The organism is Pectobacterium aquaticum (assembly GCF_003382565.3).
Classification (GTDB): Bacteria; Pseudomonadota; Gammaproteobacteria; order Enterobacterales; family Enterobacteriaceae; genus Pectobacterium; species Pectobacterium aquaticum.
Genome location: NZ_CP086253.1, coordinates 2,135,926 through 2,155,441 on the forward strand (window position 1 = coordinate 2,135,926; position 19,516 = coordinate 2,155,441).

A 19,516-nucleotide genomic window follows, 5' to 3' on the forward strand; every position below is an offset into this window, starting at 1 on the left:
GTGATAAGAAGGGTATTAATCTCAGGCATACCATAAATCAGAAGATGTAGGGAGAGTGAAACGATCTGTAATCATCTCCGAGTGTAACTGAACGTATTGGTCAACGAGCTGATCCATATTACCGGCATGTGAAGCTGCGGCATTGGAATAGTTAGGAACAACAAGCGATTTAAATTTCAGTCCCAGATCGCCAGCATCATAGTTTTCAATAATGGCTTCTGCGGGATCCAACTTAGCAAAAGAAGCCGATACGAAGAGTGTCGTTCCTGACAACGTATAGCGGACAATGAATTGATCGCCCAACGTGTCATCAATCATATTTCTGCTTCCTCCAAGCGCCGGTGAAAAATTCATCGGGTTAGGGATCGCAGGATAAAACACAGCGGTATCACCGTCTTGAAGTATTACTTCGCCTCCGGGATTGGGGGATCTACTACGAATAATAAACCCACCTTTTAATTCGATACCAAGGTCTCTTTGATTAGTTAACTGATTTACAGAAGAGAGATTGATGTACAGTTTATCATTACTATCGGCATCTTTGATGGTGTTTACGCCTTGGGTGATAACGAATTTATCTGCACCTCCATTCCCGTAAATAGTATTATCGCCTCTTCCTCCAATGATAATATTATCTTCACTGTTGCCGTATAATAAATCATCAAATGATGTGCCAATGATGTTTTCCATATTTCTGATTGTCAGGGAACCTTCATCTTCAAGGGGAAAGACAACTTCATTACCGACTAATGACAGTTCTACACCATGATTAATATGGGAAAGGTCAATCGTGTCACCATATCCAGTTTTGGAACCTAATAAATCCACGATTATATTTTCATTAGATATAGGGAGTTCCTTTATAATAATAGTGTCAGAGTTATTTGTCCCTTCGAGTTTCTCTATGCTATAAGCATAATCATGCCCTTTATAAATACTATACCCTTCAGATGGCGATTTATCGATAGAGAATCTCCAATTATACAAAGGGCTATCTATTTTTTCAAAACTAATACTGAGTTTAAGGGGGGCTGTGTTATCGCCGCCATCCCGAGTAGCGTGATAGGATAACGTGTCATAACCTAGCCCACCATCAATAAGCGCACTGCCGGGGATAAGCCCTAAATAGGTCGTAGGGACGCCAAGGATATGGTCATTTCCTATACCTGCATGCACGATGTAATTAAGATAGTTTGCTCTATCACCTATCCAAAAATCCTTATAATCATCGTCGCCTTGACTACCAGAAGAGAACCCTAAACTTGTAGTTTGAAACAAAAATTTATCATAAGGCAATTTATTACCGGCTAAAAACGAATGATCGACTGGCAGCGCGTAGGTTGTGCTAATAAAATTATTGGTTTGTTCGATAATTTCTTGCTGTGATTTATCGACGTTTTCAAAGCTACGAATGACAGCGTAAATAGCCTCTAATAAACTATAACTATCAATGGTTTCTTGATTGGCTTGTAATGCGGCGATCAAATCATAAGTTCCGCTATGCTCTTTTATGGTTCGGTCTACAATACCGCTCCCCGTGCGGATTTCTGCATTAATTTCTTCTATGGTTAATAACCACTCTTCATAAAACCGATCATAGCCTAAGAAAGGGAAAAGCATTGTGCCAGCCCAGCCGGTAAAGTCGCCTTCTGGATAAATGTCACCTTGAAATACCTTTCTGGCAGCTTCACCACCGTCTAATACACCTAGTCCTTCTAATCCAGGTAGGAGTCCGCTATGGCTTAAGATGTTATCAACCAACTCGAACCCTATATTATTTGAAGCCTCATTGATTTTATTGTTAAGTATACTTAATTCGAGTTCGTTCAGCTCTCCATAACGTAATTCATACTGTATCTTAGTATAATTCCTAATGAAAACGGAGTATACGCTTGAGTCATTATTGACTTCACGAGCGCCCTGTAACCACGTATAGACTTTAAAATATTCACCTGCATTTATGCTAGGTACAGGAAGATAACTGAGAATTTTATCATATAGCGGAACGGCGAGCGACTTCGCTCCTGAACTTGCCAGAGCCGCCTGTTCAATAAGTAATTTTTCAAGCTCCTTTTGTTGGGGTTTTGATAAGATAAATCCACCATTTCCGTAATGGTATTCATAGGTAATCGCCATATATCTATCTCCATATTATATAAGATTCAATTAGGGGCACTCTTCTTCCAGGGATAATCTTTAACCACGGCCTGTTCTAGTTCGGCTCTCAGATATTTATCAAAATTAATAACCTCAGTCAGCGGAAATTCCTTGGGTTTAAATTCATAGCGAAGGTTCACCGTAGGGAAAATTTTATAACCGACTTTGCAGTCGGTCCCTCCAGAGATGGCAAACATACAAAAAATAGCGAGTCTCTGATTAAAAGGGGCGGAATATACCTCAGGATCAATCAGCCAGCTTCCTGCCTCCTCCACGTCATATCGATCTGGACGTGCAGGGTTTTTCTCATATAAACAGGCTGTCATGTTAGGAACCAGCCCTGTCTGTTTTGGCCGTGTTTCACACATTTTGTCGTAGAGCATGTGTAACCGAAATCCCCAATGATCCGGCGTTGAGCTGAATAGCTGAAATTTTCGTAACGGCCAGGCTTTGGGCCAGTCAGGACGATCTCCCAGCTTTCCGTTGAAATTGCGGCTGAACAGTAAGCTTTGCTGACTTAGCGGATTGCCTTTACACCCGAGAGGTTCGCTAGGATCGGGTGGGAGTGGCAGGGTTTCGCCATCGCGTAAAACAGGGTCGTGCAAAATACTGAGCTGGTCGATAGAGATGTGGAATACCGTATCACGTAGGGCAACATAGGCTTTTCCTTCTGGATCAGGTGTGTGGCATTTCAGTGGATCAAACGTGAATGCAGCTTCACTGCTCTGGCTAAAAGCAAGGCCTGAAAATAAAATAGCTATTTGAAGGGGAAGTAATAATATTCTCAACAGTCATCACTCCTTTGAATAGTGTTCACATGTCAGTGTCATTGATGACAGAACGGTTTATTCACATCTTCTTCCAGGGATAATCTTTAACCACGGAATTTTCTAGTTTCGCTCTCAGATATTTATCAAAATTAATAACCTCGGTAAGCGGTAATTCCTTAGGGCTAAACTCATAACTAAGGTTCACCGTCGGGAAAATTTTATAGCCGACTTCGCAGTCGGTTCCTCCTGAAATGGCAAACATACAAAAAATAGCGAGTCTCTTATTAAACGGAGCAGAATATACCTCAGGATCAATCAGCCAGCTTCCTGCCTCCTCCACGTCATATCGATCCGGGCGTGCAGGGTTCTTCTCATATAAACAGGCCGTCATGTTGGGAACCAGATCTGTCTGTTTTAAGCGATTTTCACACATCTTGTCATGGCGCTCGTCTAGATGAAGTCCCCAATGACTCGGCGTTGAGCTGAATAGTTGAAATTTTCGTAACGGCCAGGCTTTGGGCCAGTCAGGACGGTCTCCCAGCTTTCCGTTGAAATTTCGGCTGAACAATAAACTTTGCTGACTGAGCGGATTGCCTTTACACCCGAGAGGCTCGCTAGGATCGGGCGGGAGTGACAGGGTTTCACCATCGCGTAAAACAGGGTCGTGCAAAATACTAAGCTGGTCGATAGAGATATGGAACACCGTATCCCGTAGGGCAACATAGGCTTTTCCTTCTGGATCAGGTGTGTGGCATTTCAGTGGATCAAACGTGAATGCCGCTTCACTGCTCTGGCTAAAAGCAAGGCCTGAAAATAAAGCGACTATTTGAAGGGGAAGTAATAATATTCTCAACAGTCATCACTCCTTTGAATAGCACTAACATATCAGAGTTAGTTATGGTGCAATTACTTTCTCTTTACCATGTCCATTATTCCATACAGAAAATAGTGGTTATTATTGGCATCGTACTTGTCGTGATGAAAACGCCAAAACGTGGCGAAAAAGTCTATATAAGATGGGGAGTATCAAAAAACAGATACCTTCATATCATAAGCATGATGAAATAAATCATTAATAAAAATTCATGTTCAAATAGATACAAGGTGATTAACAGAGTAACCCAATTATATGTATGGGAAATCGATAGATACTAAGATAACAAAACGGCTGCTTGCGCAGCCGTTTTTCACGTAATGCCAGTGTCGCTTATTTCAGAACAGCCAGTGCTGCGTCGTAGTCTGGTTCAGTGGTGATTTCGTTCACCAGTTCGCTATGCAGCACGTTGTCGTTTTCATCCAGTACGACAACCGCGCGAGCGGTCAGACCTTTCAGCGCGCCATCGGCGATAGCAACGCCATAGCTTTCTTTAAACTCACCGCCACGCAGGGTAGACAGTACAACAACGTTGTTCAGACCTTCCGCGCCGCAAAAACGGGACTGCGCGAACGGCAGATCGGAAGAGATACACAGAACAACGGTGTTATCCAGCTCAGAACCCAGTTGGTTGAATTTGCGCACGGACGTGGCACAAACACCGGTATCGATGCTTGGGAAAATGTTCAGGATTTTGCGTTTGCCAGCATAGTTGCTCAGCGGGGTATCGGACAGATCTTTAGCCACCAGAGTAAATGCCGGGGCTTTGCTTCCTGTGGCTGGGAATGACCCTGCTACTGGCACAGGATTGCCTTGAAAATGTACGTTCTGTGACATGTTTGCGTCCTTAATTACAGGTGATTAACACGCTGCTCAGTTTAGGGCAACATTAGCAACATTGGTATAAAAATTACGATTAAAATTGCTGGCTTAGCAACGCCACCATCGCTTTCAGATAGCATTCGCTGGCCGCATCTGCCGAGACTGGCGGAAGCTCAGCGGTAATGCAATGAAGCGAGCGATTGGCGCACCAACTTCCGAAAGAGCCTGGCGTGTCGTAACCGATACTCGATACTAACGGCAGTTCGCACCGCTGCGCCAACCACCGCCCCAGTTCGGAATGATGTGGATCTTCAATACACGCGAGTGGCTCATGAAAAGAGACAACCCAGTGAGGATTAAGTTTCTCAATCAGCGTGCAAAGGGCTTTTGTTTCTGGCTCTGAACCTGCCGTTTCGCCCGTGGATAGCTCGACATCGCGTTCATCTGCGGCGCTATTCCAGCGGTAGACCGTCTTCCCCGGCTGCCAGTTGCTGGCTGGAAAATTGCGATTGAGATCGACACCGTTAGCGTTGGCACGTAGACCCAACTGACAGCCATCCGGGTTCACTGCAAGAATCACGTGATGGCGGCGCTGGCCTGGAAAGAGAGTACGCAGCGCGCAGGAAAGCGCCACCACCGCTGCTGTTTCATCGCCGTGTGTGCCGGCAATAATCAGCCCGCTCTCTGAAGGGGCTAATTCGGTGGGGAAATACAGCAGCGGCGCGCCCAGCAGCGATTTCCCATACGGTTCGCCCAACGACGGAAAATTACCTCGTTGCTGGCGCGCCTGAAGAGGAATGATTGTGTTTTCCATGATACCGCCCTGTGATTGCCTATGCGTTTCATCATAAAAAAATCAGCCCGGAGACGCAAACGGCGATGCAGGCTGATAAATTGCGGGGGTATCGCTGGATGATAGCGCTAATTTCTGACTATTATATTCTTCAATCAATTCATTACGCTTTCAGGTCAAATCATCATGCATTATGGATATTCTGCATTTTATGCCGCGTTGATGGCGGCCATGACGGGCAATGCCGTTGCGGCGCAGGTTCCGGCGGGAACGGTTCTAGCTGAGAAACAGGAAATTGTTCGCCACATTAAAGATGAACCGGCTTCTCTCGATCCGATAAAAGCGGTAGGGCTGCCGGAAGCACAGGTGGCGCGCGATTTGTTTGAAGGGCTGGTCAATCAGGACGCGAAGGGGAACCTCGTCCCAGGCGTAGCGCTGCGTTGGCAGACGACCGATAACCGCACGTTCATCTTTACCCTGCGTGACAATGCCCGCTGGTCTAACGGTGAACCCGTCACGGCAAATGATTTTGTCTACAGCTGGCGTCGTCTGGTCACCCCTGAAAACAGTTCACCGTTCGCCTGGTTTGCTCGGCTGGCGGGGATTCAGAACGCTGAGCAGATTCTCGCGGGCAAGCTGCCGGTCGATCAGCTTGGTGTGACGGCCGTCAATGACCACACGCTGAAAGTGCAACTCAGCAAGCCTGTGCCTTACTTTGTCAGCCTCACGGCGAATTTTAGCTTGTTCCCAGTACATCAAGCTACGGTAGAAAAATTCGGAAACGACTGGACGAAGCCGGGCAATCTGATTGGCAATGGCGCGTTTAAGCTGGATCAGCGCGTTGTTAATGAGAAGCTGGTGCTCACGCAGAATCCATATTATTGGGATAACGCTAACACGCGCCTGACAAAGGTGACCTTTGTTCCGATCAATCAGGAATCGAACGCGACGAAGCGCTATCTGTCCGGCGATATCGATATCACCGAGTCGTTTCCTAAAAACCTGTACCAGAAGCTGCTGAAAGACTTGCCCGGTCAGGTTTATACGCCAGATCAGCTTGGCACCTATTATTACGCGTTTAACACGCAGCGTGCGCCGACTAACGATGCCCGAGTACGAAAAGCGCTGTCTTACGCTATCGATCGTAAAGTGATTGCGGAAAAAGTATTGGGCACGGGGGAAAAGCCGGCCTGGCACTTTACGCCGGATGTCACTGCGGGCTTCAAACCGACGGAAAGCCTGTTGCAGCAGTATTCTCAGGATGAACTGGATGCGCAGGCAAAAGCGCTGATGGCAGCGGCGGGCTATGGTCCAAACAATCCGCTGAAATTATCGCTGCTGTACAACACGTCGGAAAGCCACCAGAAGATCGCGATTGCCGTGGCCTCCATGTGGAAGAAAACGCTGGGCGTAGACGTGCGTTTGTCTAATCAAGAGTGGCAAACCTATATCGACAGCCGTAATAGCGGTAATTTTGACGTCGTGCGCGCGTCCTGGGTCGGTGACTATAACGAACCCTCGACGTTCCTTTCTCTGATGACATCACACCACAGCGGGAATATCGCGCGCTTTAAAAATGCGAATTACGATCGCCTACTGGATGAAGCGGGTAATCAGACTAACCTGGAGGCGCTGAATGCGGACTACAATCGGGCAGAACAGATCTTGATGGATGAAGCACCGATTGCGCCGATCTATCAATACACCAACGGACGCCTGATCAAACCGTGGGTGAAGGGCTATCCGATGACTAACCCTGAAGACGTGGCGTACAGCCACATGCTTTACATCGAAAAACATTAAGTACCGTATTAATACATCGAATGATGTGGCGATAAAGCCGGAGCGATCGTGATGGTCACTCCGGCTGGTAGCGTGCAAAACTGATAGCAAAAGCGCTGATAGCAAAAACCGTTGGAGGCAAGACGTGGAATCCTTGGCAGGAAAAGAGTTGCAACACAGCGGTGCGGTTCATGCGTATCAGTTGGATGGGAAGGGGGGCGTGACCCCGATTGGCGAGCAGGATGTGGCTAACAGCGAGAAACCCTGCTGGCTACACCTAGATTCTACCTTGCCCGCCAGCGTGCGCTGGTTGAATAAAACGACGCGGGTGCCGGATAGCGTACGCAATGCGCTGGCGGGGGAGAGCGCTCGCCCCAGAGTTACGCGTTTGGGGGAAGGTACGTTGATCACGCTGCGCAGCATTAACCTGAATGCCAATGCCAGGCCAGATCAACTGGTGGCCGTTCGGGTGTTCATTACCGACAAGCTGATCATTTCTACCCGACGCCGTAAGATTCTGGCTATCGACGAAATTCTTACCGATCTGAAGGACGGTAATGGCCCGACGGACAGCGGAAGTTGGTTGGTCTCCATTGCGGAATCGTTGACCGATCATACCAGCGAGTTTATTGATGATTTGCACGAGAAAATCATCGATCTGGAAGAGGATTTGCTGGAGCAAAAAATTCCACCGCGCGGTGGGCTGGCACTGATCCGCAAACAGCTTATTGTGTTACGCCGCTATATGACGCCACAGCGTGATGTCTTCTCGCGTATTTCCGGCGAGAGATTGCCTTGGATGCAGGATGATGACCGCCGCAGAATGCAGGAAATTGCCGATCGATTAGGACGCGGGCTGGAAGATCTGGACGCTAGTATTGCGCGCACCACGGTACTGTCGGATGAAATCACCGCCTTGATGACCGAAGCGATGAACCGCCGTACCTATACGATGTCGCTTTTGGCGATGGTTTTCCTGCCGACGACGTTCTTAACCGGCTTATTTGGCGTCAACTTAGGGGGAATTCCCGGCGGCGATGCGCCGTTTGGTTTTTTCACGTTCTGTCTGATGTTGGTGATATTGGTGGGCGGCGTTGCATGGTGGTTAAAACGCAGTAAATGGCTATAACGACTTGCGGCGAGTGGGGGCGCAGATAATCACAAACTGTCGCGAACGGCTAAAAAATTACGCGTAAATTGAGCAATATCAACATTTTTTACCCTGTTGTGCGGCACTATCATTCCCGCAGGTGAATGCAACGTCAAGCGATGGGCGTTGCGCTCCATATTGTCTTACTTCCTTTTTTGAATTACTGCATAGCACAATTGATTCACACCATGCCGACAGTTTTGTCGGCTTTTTTTTGTCTTTCGATCCCACTTCTGCCTGTCCATCCCAAACGACGTTGTAAAATGCTTTTGCAATAAGCACGGTGGTGAAACAGCAACCGCTGCTTCTTGCCACCGTGTCTCTATTCATTATGGTAATGCCATTCCCTCATGGGAGTGTTGCGCTTATTTTATTTCCAGCACGTCAAGACGGGTCACGGATGGCGCGTCGTCATCGTCTTCCGGCTGCCAGCCAACGGGCTGCAACGGCAGTTCTTCACGGTCAAAAGCCAGATCGCCACCATCCACCACGTCGCTACCGTGACGAATGCCTTTAAAATCGAACAGCGTATGATCGGCAAGATGAGACGGCACAACGTTCTGCATGGCGCTGAACATGGTCTCAATACGGCCAGGATAGCGTTTGTCCCAGTCGCGCAACATGTCTTTAATCACCTGACGTTGCAGATTTGGCTGCGATCCGCACAGGTTGCACGGAATAATCGGGTATTGACGGGCTTCAGCAAAGCGCTCGATATCTTTTTCACGGCAGTAAGCAAGAGGGCGGATGACGATATGCTTACCGTCGTCGCTCATCAGCTTCGGCGGCATGCCTTTCAGTTTCCCGCCGTAGAACATGTTCAGGAATAGCGTTTGCAGAATATCGTCACGGTGGTGACCGAGGGCTATTTTCGTTGCGCCGAGCTCCGTTGCGGTACGATACAAAATCCCGCGGCGCAGGCGTGAACACAGCGAGCAGGTGGTTTTCCCTTCTGGAATCTTGTCTTTCACAATCCCGTAGGTATTTTCTTCGACGATCTTGTACTCCACGCCGATGCTATCAAGGTACTGCGGCAGAACGTGCTCAGGGAACCCAGGCTGCTTCTGATCCAGATTCACCGCGACCAGAGAAAAGTTAATCGGTGCGCTCTGTTGCAGATTGCGCAGAATTTCCAGCATGGTAAAGCTATCTTTCCCGCCGGACAGGCACACCATAATGCGGTCGCCTTCTTCAATCATATTAAAATCAGCGATAGCTTCGCCGACGTTACGCCGCAGGCGCTTTTGCAATTTGTTCAAATTGTATTGCTGTTTCTGGTTAATTTGTTGATTTTCTGACATTTTATCTGTGCTCGTTGCAAAAGGCATTGCGGATGGAAAACGGTTCAGCGCAGACGTCAACACGGTCTGCACGATCATGGCGTGTATGGTACGGATTACGGCGACGAATACCAGATCGTTTTACAGTGGTGTCATAACTTCGTGTTCGGCACCGATGGTTTCATACTGTGAAGTTATGGCTCACCGTGCGCTTCATGTTGACTCCATGTTCTATTTGTTGGTGAAAATAAAAGATATTTTTGTGTATAAGCATCGTTTAGATTGGTTGATGGCGTTATGAACTTAAGGAAGAGTTATGATTTTTGTTCGTTCAGGAAATATCAAAAGTCACCACTGGCTGGCGAAGATTGCACGTGGAGACTGCGGCGTAGAAGGTACATTTGGGCATCTTGCTATTGCTTTGCTTCTGGCTGTTATCGATCATCTTTTAGCCCCATATATTACAGACGGCAGTGTTAGTATGGGATACCTTGCGATAGCCGCTATGATTTTTATGGCATTTATGTCGCTAATATTGGCATGGGATTCTGGCGTCTGGCGCGGAAACTATCAGGAGAGGTTAAGATATTTCTGCTGCGTATTTTAGCTGCTGGTTGTGTAATAGTGGGAATCTCGGCGATCTTTAATGGGTTTATTATAGTCTTTGCGTTACTGGTTTTTTGAGCATATAGATTTTTTTGATAAATCATCCATCAATATATATCTAAAGAAACTGCGTCAAAACGTCTTCGAGTGATTGACGTCTCTTTTACCCTGTAGATGTGTTGCCGAAGTGCGGTGTGGTAGATATAGTCCTTATCTGAAAAATCTATTCGATAGGTGTTGATGCCAAACGTGGTGTCAGAACCTTCACTCCCCCGACCCGAGGCTACAACATGAAATTATTGCCATGGCTATGTACTGCCGCCGCGCTCCTGCTGGCGGGATGCAGTAATCATAGTGAGAACACTGCCGCTACCCAGCAAGATGCCACGCAAAATGATGATAAAAACGCTGTCGTGTTGCTGAAAAGCAGCTCGCCGGTTGACGTTAACTGTACGTTGATTGGTGGAACGATGGCGATCTCCCGGCAGCTTGATGGTGCGAGCGTGGGAGCCTGTCAGTTAGCTAATGGTAAGCGCTGTAGCGAGCAATCGCTGATGAATGGAAGTTGTCCGGCAGGGTGAGTGAGTGTTGCGGCAGTCAGCACTGCCGCAGGAAAACTTAAGATGTAACCAGATTTTCGCAAGACGCGTTCTGGCTGATGTCTTTCAGGTTTTGTAGCGTGGTTTGGGAAATGCTGATTAGCGCCTCTTCCGTCAGGAACGCCTGATGTCCGGTAAACAGTACGTTGTGGCATGCGGATAAACGGCGGAAGATATCGTCTTGAATCACATCGTTGGATTTATCTGCGAAGAAGAGATCGCGCTCGTTTTCATAAACGTCCATGCCCAGTGCACCAATTTTCTGTTGCTTCAACGCGTCGATAGCGGCCTGCGAGTCGATCAGGCCACCACGGCTGGTATTGACGATCATGACGCCGTTTTTCATTTGCGCAAAGGCCGCCTGATTCAGCAGGTGATGATTCTCCGGCGTCAGTGGGCAGTGCAGGGAGATAACGTCCGCGTTGGCGTACAGCGTTTTTAGATCGACATACCCCGCTCCTAATTCCAAGGCCTGCGGGTTCGGGTAGGGATCGAAGGCCAGTAGCCGCATCCCGAAGCCTTTCAGAATGCGCATGGTGGCGATGCCGATTTTTCCGGTGCCGATAATGCCCGCCGTCCGGTTGTGCATATTGAAGCCAATTAGCCCTTCCAGAGAGAAGTTCGCATCGCGGGTACGCTGATAGGCACGGTGAATGCGGCGGTTAAGCGTCAGCATCAAGCCGACGGCGTGTTCGGCGACGGCTTCGGGGGAATACGCAGGAACGCGTACCACGCTGATACCCAGCTCCTTAGCGGCCTCCAAGTCGACATTGTTAAAGCCTGCACAGCGTAGCGCCAGCGTTTTAATGCCCAACGCAGCCAGTTCGGTTAACACTTCACGTCCACCGTCATCGTTCACAAAGATGCAGACGGCCTGACAGCCCGCGGCGGTTTTCGCGGTGCGTGACGTCAGCATGAAATCAAAAAACTCCAGCTCATAGCCAAACTGCTGATTGACCTGCTCCAGATATTTACGGTCATACTGCTTAGTGCTGTAAATTGCCAGTTTCATTGATAGTTTCTCCGAAAAATCCTTAGGTTAAGCTATCAGAAAATCGGGCGGTGACAAACCGTTACCTGACTGACAGTAACGGTTTGAAATTGAGAGAGTAATAGCGTCAGAACGATGTTAGCGAGACGTACTGAAAACCGACACGGCTTCGGACATCGTGGAGATCTGCTGTTCCAGGCTGTTAATGGCAGAACTGGAGTGCGTCGCCAAAATGGTGTTCTGACGCGTCAATTCATCAATGTTGTTCACCGCCGAGTTTATCTGCCCCAGCCCTTGCGATTGCTCTTGTGTCGCTAGGCTGATTTGATTCACAAGCTGCGTTACTTGCTGCACTTGAGTCAATATATGGTTCATCGACTGACTGGTGTGGCTGACCAGTTTATCACTGGTGTGGATGTTGGCGATCGTGGTGTCGATAATCGCCGCGATGTCTTTGGCGGCGACGGCGCTACGCTGTGCCAGAATACGGACTTCCCCCGCAACCACGGCGAAACTCTTACCCTGTTCTCCGGCGTGAGCGGCTTCTACTGCTGCATTAAGTGCCAGAATATTGGTCTGGAACGCCAGATTATCCAGTACGCTGATGATGTCGGTGATCTCCTTGCTGGAACGAGTCATGCCCGCCATGGTGTCCGTGACCTGATTAACCGCCTTTTCACCCGCATCGACGGCCTGATTGGCATCGTTCGCACAGCGTGTTGCTAACTGTGAAGCAGACGCGTTACTTTGAATCGTCGCCGTCAGTTCTTCCATTGAGGATGCGGTAGATTGCAAGCTTTGTGCGGTATCTTCACAGCGCTGGCTCAGCGTGTAATTCCCAGAAGCAATCTCACCACAGGCGTGGCGCAGTTCGGTCAGCTTGCCGTTGACATCATCGACAAACGTGCGGAAATTCATGCCGGATTGATTCACGGCGCGTAATAACATGCCGACTTCATCCACGCGATTAAGTTGAAACGAGTTATCTGCCTGCCCAGATGCGGAGTTAATCGCCTGGCGTAGGATTTTTTCCAGAGGTTTTGCCAGATGTTGAACTAATAATTCACTGGTTACGATTGCGCCAGCAAGCAGCACCAAAGCAAAAATGAATAGCGGAGTCGTCTGTGGAAGAGTGGTAAGTAAGAAAAACAATGCGAATAGCATGAAAAGGAATATATAACTTCTTATCCGCCAACGTACGGGAATAACGTTAAATAAGCTAAGAAATTTTAGCGGGCCTTTATAAATTAACAATCCCTGAAAGAGTCGGTGGTTTTTTAATTTATTTTCATTCATTTGGCGATAAAGTGCTTCAGCCTGCCGAATATCTTCCGGTGGAACGCGCGTTCGTACCGACATATATCCTGTTATTTTCCCTTCCTTCATCAACGGCGTTGTACTGGCTTTTACCCAATAATAGTCGCCATTCTTGCGGCGATTTTTGACGACGGCCGTCCAGATTTTACCGGCCTCCAGCGTCTCCCACATGTCGGCAAACGCCTGCGGCGGCATATCCGGGTGGCGCACGATATTGTGAGGTTGGTGCAGAATTTCCTCAAAGTCGTAACCACTGGCATTAATAAAATCGTCATTGGCATAAGTGATATCGCTATCGATGGTGGTAACCGACATCAGCTTGGCTTTTTCATCTAATAAATACTGAATATCACTGACAGGAAAATTCTTACGCATTTATTGATCCTTTTAGTATAAGCAAGCATAAATATGATGTTTTTAGATCTATTAGCGAATGGAAATTGATGGCGCTATTTAATTAACGGCAATCTTCACGAAATACTTAGCGAGTAGACTTATAGCGTCTTAATCGTGTTGTCCGTTATTTTTTCTTTAAAACATTAGTGCCTGAACCCAACTCGCTACCAGAGCACGTACCGATGGCCAGAAGCATTCATTTGTTAAGTATATTATGACTCTGTGAATTTGCACGGTGGTCAACGCAGGTTGAAGAAAGAGAAAGAAGAAAGAGAAAAATGATAAGGAAACAGGGCGACGGACGCCCTGATGTGAGCGCCCGTGAAGATGAGATTAGCTAGCGGGAAAGGCTAAAGACAGAGGCGGCTTGTACCATACTCGAGATCTGCTGTTGCAGGTGATCGGTGGCCGAATGTGATTGACTCGCCAGCGCGGTATTCTGATGCGTGAGCTCATCAATACGGTTTACCGCTTCATTAATTTGCTCCAGCCCCTGAGATTGTTCCTGCGTTGCGAGGCTGATCTCATTCATCAAATTGGTGACGTGCTGAACCTGCAGCAGAATATTGCTCATGGATTTATGCGTGTGTGAAACCTGCTGTTCACCGGTACGAATGCTATTCAGCGTTTCGTCAATGATGGTCGAAATATTGCTAGACGAGGAGGCGCTACGCTGTGCCAGCGAGCGCACTTCACTGGCGACTACCGCAAAGCTCTTACCCTGCTCTCCGGCATGGGCGGCTTCGACGGCGGCGTTCACGGCCAGAATATTGGTCTGGAACGCAAGATTATCCATCACGCTGACGATATCTGTAATCCGTTCGCTGGAGCGGGTGATCGTCTCCATGGTATCGGAGACCTGGCTGACAGCCTGCTCACCAGAGTTCACCGCCTGATTCACATCCTGCGTATAGCGTGAGGCCTGAAGCGAGGCTTCCGCATTGCTTTTTATTGTTGCAGTAAGCTGTTCCACGGAGGCGGCGGTTTGTTGCAGGCTTTCTTCCGTTTCCTCGCAGCACTGTGCCAAGGTATGGTTGCCTTGCGCGATTTCATTACAGGCGTTTTTCAGCTCGCTCAGATTGGTGTTCACATCGTCTACGAAGGTGCGGAAATTCATACCGGACTGGTTTACCGCCCGCATTAACATACCAATTTCATCCACGCGATTAAGCTGCGTCAGATTGTCCGCCTGCCCAGCGGCGGAACGCATGGCCTGAGACAAAATTTGCTCAATGGGGCGGGCAACATGGTGCACCAGAAGCTCGCCACTGACAAAACAGCAGGCAATAAGCAGCGGGAAGAGTACGGAAGCCAATGCCGTTCCCGCAAGCAGGGAATAGGCGGCAATGAGCGGAATCAGGCTAAAGAGCAGAAAATAGCTGCGGATGCGCCAGCGTAGCGGCATGGTTTTAAAAAGACTCAGGATGCGCAATGGCCCCGTATAAATAAGCAGACCATGATGGAAGGTGCGATATTTCAGTTTACCTTCATTTGCACTGGCATAGAGTCCCTCGGCCTGACGAATTTCATCGGGTGAGGCGGCGGTCCGTACAGACATATAACCGCTAATTTCACCGCCTTTTCTCAGCGGCGTGGTGCTTGATTTTACCCAGTAATGGTCGCCATTTTTGCACCGATTTTTCACAATTCCTGTCCAGATATTGCCTGCGCGCAGCGTTTTCCACATATCCGCGAAGGCGGCTGGTGGCATATCTGGGTGTCGGATAAGATTATGGGGCTGCCCCATTAGCTCATCAGCGGTATAACCACTGACATCAATAAAATCTTTGTTTGCGTAGGTAATGTGGCTTTCTGGCGTGGTGACCGACATGAGTCTGGTTTTTTCAGAAAGAGGGAGTTGGCGGTCGGTTACAGGGGTGTTATTACGCATAAAGCAGTCCTTGATATGCTGTGTCCGAATACTGATTTAACATGAGGCATACCCACAACAATGAATCAGCGGATAGCGGTAATGGTCAGGTTGCTCATTGCTTTTTTTAAGGCGGCCTGGCAGAAGGAGATAATCCTGACATCTACCCGTAAACGCTTTGTTCATGATGAGATAACGTGATTTATTACAAAATATAACCTTAATTAAACATTTTACCACGAAAGGGTAATGAGTACGTACGCACAATGGTAGTAAATGTGAGTTGGATGGGGTTATTTGTTAACAAAAAGAGCGATTTGTGAATGGATAATCGACAGGGCTATACAGGACGAATTTTACCGCTATCGAACAGGATGCTTAACTCGCGCTAATGATTAAAAAACGTTCGCTTTCAATGGCTTTCCTGTTCGCCATATTGCTGTTTCTGTTCTGGCGAGCACTGCCGCAGTGGCTACCGCGCCTTGCCAACATCTGGCTTCCGACGGAGATGTCTTTGACCGTGAATGGGACGGCTGGCTGGCAGGGCGGTGGGCTGCATAGCGCGGGGTTCAGTCTTATAGCTGGGGAGTGCACGCTCGTTGACGTACGGAATATGACGCTGCGTTGGCATAGCTGGCGATGGCATGTCGATATTGATGCCGTGACGTTAAACAGCGACTGCCTACAGTATGTGCCAGCAAGCAGCAGCACCGAGCCAGCGGTGCCGTTGGCGCAATGGCAGCAGCGATTGCCTGCGGCCGATATTCAGGTGAAGACGTTTACGCTACAGCCCTGGCAGGATTACGCCGGACAGGTGCGACTCAGCAGCGACGGCAAGCGGCAACAAACGCTGGATTATCAGGGCGATCAACTGGCGTTTAAGGCGGAACTGAACGAGAAAAGTCTGACCCTGCATGAGAGCATGATCGCAACAGCAGCGGGGTTTGCGCGCCTGCTAGTCAGTGGTGAGATGGAACTGGCCGATACGCTGGATGCTGTACCGGTGCAGGGGCAGCTCACCGGAAAACTGGATTCAGGGCAAACGCCAGATCCGCTTTCGCTCCTGCTGGACTGGCATCATCAAGCGGGTGAGCTGGTACTGAAGGCGGCGAATGACGAGGCGCCGCTGATATCGCTGCCGTGGCAACTAACGGATGAGGTGATTCAGGTCACTAACGGCGTCTGGCGCTGGCCTTATGCCGATCAGCCGCTCTCCGGGCAGGTTGCCATAACATTACAGCACTGGCGACAAGGGCTGGATGCCACCACGATTAACGCGCGGTTGAACATGCTGACGCAAGGGCATAATGGCAAGGCGAACGCCGTGTTGGTGCTGGGGCCGGGCAATATCGGCCTGCTCAACAGCGAATTGCGCTTTCAGCTTACCGGGCAGGCAAATTTACCCGCACTCTCCCTGACGGCGACGCTGCCGGGGGTGTTGCAGGGCTCTATTCTCAATCCCGAACTCTCTCTTTTACCTGGGGCGCTGCTGCGTGCCTGGGGAACGCCAGCGCCGCAATTTTATCTTGACGAAGCGCGCTGGCCACTGGCGGGCGTCCGAGTCAGTGCGACGGGCGTGAATGGGCGACTACAGGCGATTGTGAAGGCGCGGGAAGCATACTGGGGGCGCTTTAGCCTGCACCTTGACGGTCAGGCACAGGATTTCTTGCCGGATCAGGGGCAGTGGCAATGGCGCTATTGGGGCAATGGCCAGCTTCCGCCGCTCAAAGGTCAGTGGGACGTGGCTGGTCGAGGCCAGTGGCAGGATACCCTGATTGAAGTTAGCCAACTGTCGAGTGGCTTGGATCAGTTGGGCTATGGCATTGTGACGGTACACCAGCCCCGCCTGACGATCACTGAGCCTATCCGTTGGCAGCGCGCCCGTTCGGGTGAGCATTTTCAAGGTGCGCTGCAACTGGCCTCCGAACGGGCACACTTCAGCAACGGGGGCTACTTGCCACCTTCGTTGCTAACGCTGGCGATGCAGGGGCGTAGCCCGGATGATTTCCAGCTACAGGGGCAGCTACAGGCTGAGGATATCGGGCCGGTCAGGCTGCGTGGCCGTTGGGATGGGGAGCGACTGCGCGGGGGCGCGTGGTGGCCGACACAGCCACTTAAGGTGTTTCAACCTCTGCTTTCTCCGCTGTTAAAAATGAACATCCGTGCCGGACAGTTTTACGCGCAGGCGGCATTCTCTGCCGCGCGTAAAGAAGGGTTCAGCGCGGGCGGACATTGGGTCGTGAAAAATGGCGGGCTGTGGCTACAGGATGGTGAAGTTAGCGGCGTCAACTTTGTCCTGCCTTACCGTTTGAAAGGTCAGCGCTGGCAGTTGGGCGTCAAGCAGCCCGTCGCGCTGCGAATTGACGTGCTGGATAACCTGTTTCGGATGAGCAATATCCGCGTCGTTCTCCAGGGATTTTACCCGTACAGTGAGCGACAGCCGCTGGTGATGTCTCAGGCTGATATGGACGTGTTGGATGGACATATTGGCCTGTCTACGCTGCGCTGGCCACAGCGTGAACCCGCGCTATTTAACGTGAAGAGTGTGGATCTCAGCGAACTCATGACGGTGCTGAAGCAAAAGCAGTTTGCGCTGTCTGGGCGCGTGAGCGGCACGCTTCCGTTGAATTTTAATCACCCGACTACATTGATTGAAGGCGGACGCATTACCAATGATAGTTTCCTGACGCTGCAACTGGATAATCAACTGGCCGATGAGTTAGCGAGGAAAAATCTGGCAGGCGGGGCGGCGATTGGCTGGCTGCGTTATCTGGAAATTGGGCGTTCCTATGCCACGCTTGACTTGGATAATCAGGGTGAACTGACATTAACGTCGCAGGTGCAGGGGAAAAACCCGCAGCTCAGTGCGAAACGCCAGGTGATTCTTAACTATCGCCATCAGGAGAACATCTTCCAGCTATGGCGCAGCTTGCGTTTTAGCGATAACGTGCGGGATACGCTGGAACAGCAGGCAAATGAATAAATTCAAGGTAGAACAATGAACAAGTGCGAGACATGGCTGGCGGTAGGTTGCACGGTCGCTTTCCTGACGGGATGTGTGCCGCGAATCGAAGTGGCTGCGCCCAAAGAACCCATCACTATCAATATGAACGTGAAGATCGAGCATGAGATTCACATCAAAGCGGATAAAGACGCGACGCAATTGCTGGAAAAGTCGGATAATGCGGCTGGCGATGAGATAAAGAAAAGCGCGCCGGAAGGCGCGCAATAGTCAAGCCAAGTAAACCAATGGCAAGGTCGGTAACAATGATCCGTTATAAACAATGATCCGTTATAAACAATGATCCGTTATAAACAATCATCCGTTATAAACAATCATCCGTTATAAACAACGATTCGTTATGCGGTGACCAACTGAGACAGCTGGGTTTTCGCCGCTTCTGTGGCTTTCTGTGCCACATCCGGGCCGTAGCCGTAACCTTCTGCGAATACGAACTCAAGGTCGGTCAGACCAAGGAAGCCCAGGAAGACGCGCAGGTACGGTTCCAGCAGGTCGGTTGGTGTGCCTTTATGGATGCCACCACGGCTGGTTAATACGATAGCGCGTTTACCTTTCACCAGACCTTCTGGACCCTGTTCGGTGTAGCGGAACGTCACACCAGCACGGGCAACCAAGTCGAAGTAGTTCTTCAACTGAGTCGGAATGTTGAAGTTGTACATTGGTGCAGCGATGACGATAACGTCATGTGCTTGCAATTCCGCGATCAGTTCGTCGGACAGTTTCAGGGCTTCCTGCTGACGCGGTGTCAGGGCAGCATCAGAAGGACGCAGTGCGCCGACTAATTCGCCATCAAGAACCGGAATCGGTTGAGCGGCCAGGTCGCGGACGGTGATACTGTCGTCTGGGTGTGCAGACTGCCACTCGGCGGTGAAGTGGTCGGCCAGTTGGTTTGACTGAGAATAACCTGCCAGAATGCTTGATTTCAGAACCAATACTTTGCTCATTGCCAATTCCTTTAGTGATTGAAGTGGGCGACACCATAACGCCCTTGATGCGTCACATCTTATGCGGTGATCTGGAAAGAGAAAAGTGCAAATATTCGAGGTCATTATTCGATTTTATTGAATAAGACGATGTTTGACTAAGA

Annotated in this window: 17 protein-coding genes; 6 read left to right on the top strand and 11 right to left on the bottom strand. The window is 49.5% G+C overall.

Features of this window, described 5'->3' with window-relative positions; genetic code table 11:
• Positions 1–21: 21 nt before the first annotated feature.
• From DMB82_RS09875 to mpaA, 5 genes are all read right to left on the bottom strand, one after another.
• Positions 22–2,136 (bottom strand): calcium-binding protein, encoded by a 2,115-nt coding sequence (locus DMB82_RS09875; RefSeq protein ID WP_116162885.1) that lies wholly within the window; start codon positions 2,134–2,136, stop codon positions 22–24.
• Positions 2,137–2,162: 26 nt separating this feature from the next.
• Entirely contained in the window at positions 2,163–2,945 is a 783-nt protein-coding gene (locus DMB82_RS09880) for a hypothetical protein (RefSeq protein WP_116155546.1), read from the bottom strand.
• Positions 2,946–3,006: 61 nt separating this feature from the next.
• A complete protein-coding gene (locus tag DMB82_RS09885) occupies positions 3,007–3,780 on the bottom strand; it encodes a hypothetical protein (protein ID WP_116155545.1) in 774 nt (257 codons plus the stop codon).
• A 354-nt stretch (positions 3,781–4,134) separates the two neighbouring features.
• Entirely contained in the window at positions 4,135–4,638 is a 504-nt protein-coding gene (tpx, locus tag DMB82_RS09890) for a thiol peroxidase (protein WP_116155544.1), read from the bottom strand.
• Positions 4,639–4,717: 79 nt separating this feature from the next.
• Complete coding sequence (mpaA, locus tag DMB82_RS09895) at positions 4,718–5,437, bottom strand: murein tripeptide amidase MpaA (RefSeq protein WP_116155589.1); 720 nt, start codon at positions 5,435–5,437, stop codon at positions 4,718–4,720.
• Between the two features lie 165 nt (positions 5,438–5,602).
• Here mpaA and DMB82_RS09900 point away from each other — a divergent pair, with 165 nt between their 5' ends.
• Both DMB82_RS09900 and zntB read left to right on the top strand, forming a co-directional pair.
• Positions 5,603–7,219, top strand: a complete 1,617-nt coding sequence (locus DMB82_RS09900) for a peptide ABC transporter substrate-binding protein (RefSeq protein WP_116162886.1) — start codon at positions 5,603–5,605, stop codon at positions 7,217–7,219.
• 124 nt (positions 7,220–7,343) lie between these two features.
• Positions 7,344–8,327, top strand: a complete 984-nt coding sequence (gene zntB / locus DMB82_RS09905) for a zinc transporter ZntB (protein ID WP_116155543.1) — start codon at positions 7,344–7,346, stop codon at positions 8,325–8,327.
• A 78-nt stretch (positions 8,328–8,405) separates the two neighbouring features.
• Here zntB and DMB82_RS09910 read toward each other — a convergent pair whose 3' ends face one another.
• The gene (locus DMB82_RS09910) at positions 8,406–8,678 is read right to left on the bottom strand and encodes a hypothetical protein (RefSeq protein ID WP_167469143.1); all 273 of its coding nucleotides are present in this window, start codon (positions 8,676–8,678) and stop codon (positions 8,406–8,408) included.
• Between the two features lie 35 nt (positions 8,679–8,713).
• Positions 8,714–9,649: a tRNA 2-thiocytidine(32) synthetase TtcA gene (ttcA, locus tag DMB82_RS09915; RefSeq protein WP_116155542.1), complete on the bottom strand. Its 936-nt coding sequence runs from the start codon at positions 9,647–9,649 to the stop codon at positions 8,714–8,716.
• Positions 9,650–9,944: 295 nt separating this feature from the next.
• Here ttcA and DMB82_RS09920 point away from each other — a divergent pair, with 295 nt between their 5' ends.
• Entirely contained in the window at positions 9,945–10,235 is a 291-nt protein-coding gene (locus tag DMB82_RS09920) for a hypothetical protein (RefSeq protein ID WP_116162888.1), read from the top strand.
• A 289-nt stretch (positions 10,236–10,524) separates the two neighbouring features.
• Positions 10,525–10,815: a putative hemolysin gene (locus DMB82_RS09925; RefSeq protein WP_116155540.1), complete on the top strand. Its 291-nt coding sequence runs from the start codon at positions 10,525–10,527 to the stop codon at positions 10,813–10,815.
• 37 nt (positions 10,816–10,852) lie between these two features.
• On the opposite strand, the gene DMB82_RS09930 is transcribed toward DMB82_RS09925, so the two are convergent.
• The 3 genes from DMB82_RS09930 to DMB82_RS09940 all read right to left on the bottom strand — a co-directional run bounded on the left by DMB82_RS09930 (position 10,853) and on the right by DMB82_RS09940 (position 15,428).
• Entirely contained in the window at positions 10,853–11,845 is a 993-nt protein-coding gene (locus DMB82_RS09930; protein WP_116162890.1) for a 2-hydroxyacid dehydrogenase, read from the bottom strand.
• A 117-nt stretch (positions 11,846–11,962) separates the two neighbouring features.
• On the bottom strand, positions 11,963–13,516 hold the full coding sequence (locus DMB82_RS09935) for a methyl-accepting chemotaxis protein (protein WP_116162892.1): 1,554 nt from the start codon (positions 13,514–13,516) through the stop codon (positions 11,963–11,965).
• 358 nt (positions 13,517–13,874) lie between these two features.
• A complete protein-coding gene (locus tag DMB82_RS09940) occupies positions 13,875–15,428 on the bottom strand; it encodes a methyl-accepting chemotaxis protein (RefSeq protein WP_116155539.1) in 1,554 nt (517 codons plus the stop codon).
• 370 nt (positions 15,429–15,798) lie between these two features.
• Here DMB82_RS09940 and DMB82_RS09945 point away from each other — a divergent pair, with 370 nt between their 5' ends.
• Both DMB82_RS09945 and DMB82_RS09950 read left to right on the top strand, forming a co-directional pair.
• Entirely contained in the window at positions 15,799–18,390 is a 2,592-nt protein-coding gene (locus tag DMB82_RS09945; RefSeq protein WP_116162894.1) for a YdbH family protein, read from the top strand.
• Between the two features lie 15 nt (positions 18,391–18,405).
• Complete coding sequence (locus DMB82_RS09950; protein ID WP_102116436.1) at positions 18,406–18,639, top strand: YnbE family lipoprotein; 234 nt, start codon at positions 18,406–18,408, stop codon at positions 18,637–18,639.
• Between the two features lie 128 nt (positions 18,640–18,767).
• Here the strand turns inward: DMB82_RS09950 and DMB82_RS09955 are convergent, their stop codons facing one another.
• A complete protein-coding gene (locus tag DMB82_RS09955) occupies positions 18,768–19,373 on the bottom strand; it encodes an FMN-dependent NADH-azoreductase (protein WP_102116437.1) in 606 nt (201 codons plus the stop codon).
• Positions 19,374–19,516 lie beyond the last annotated feature (143 nt).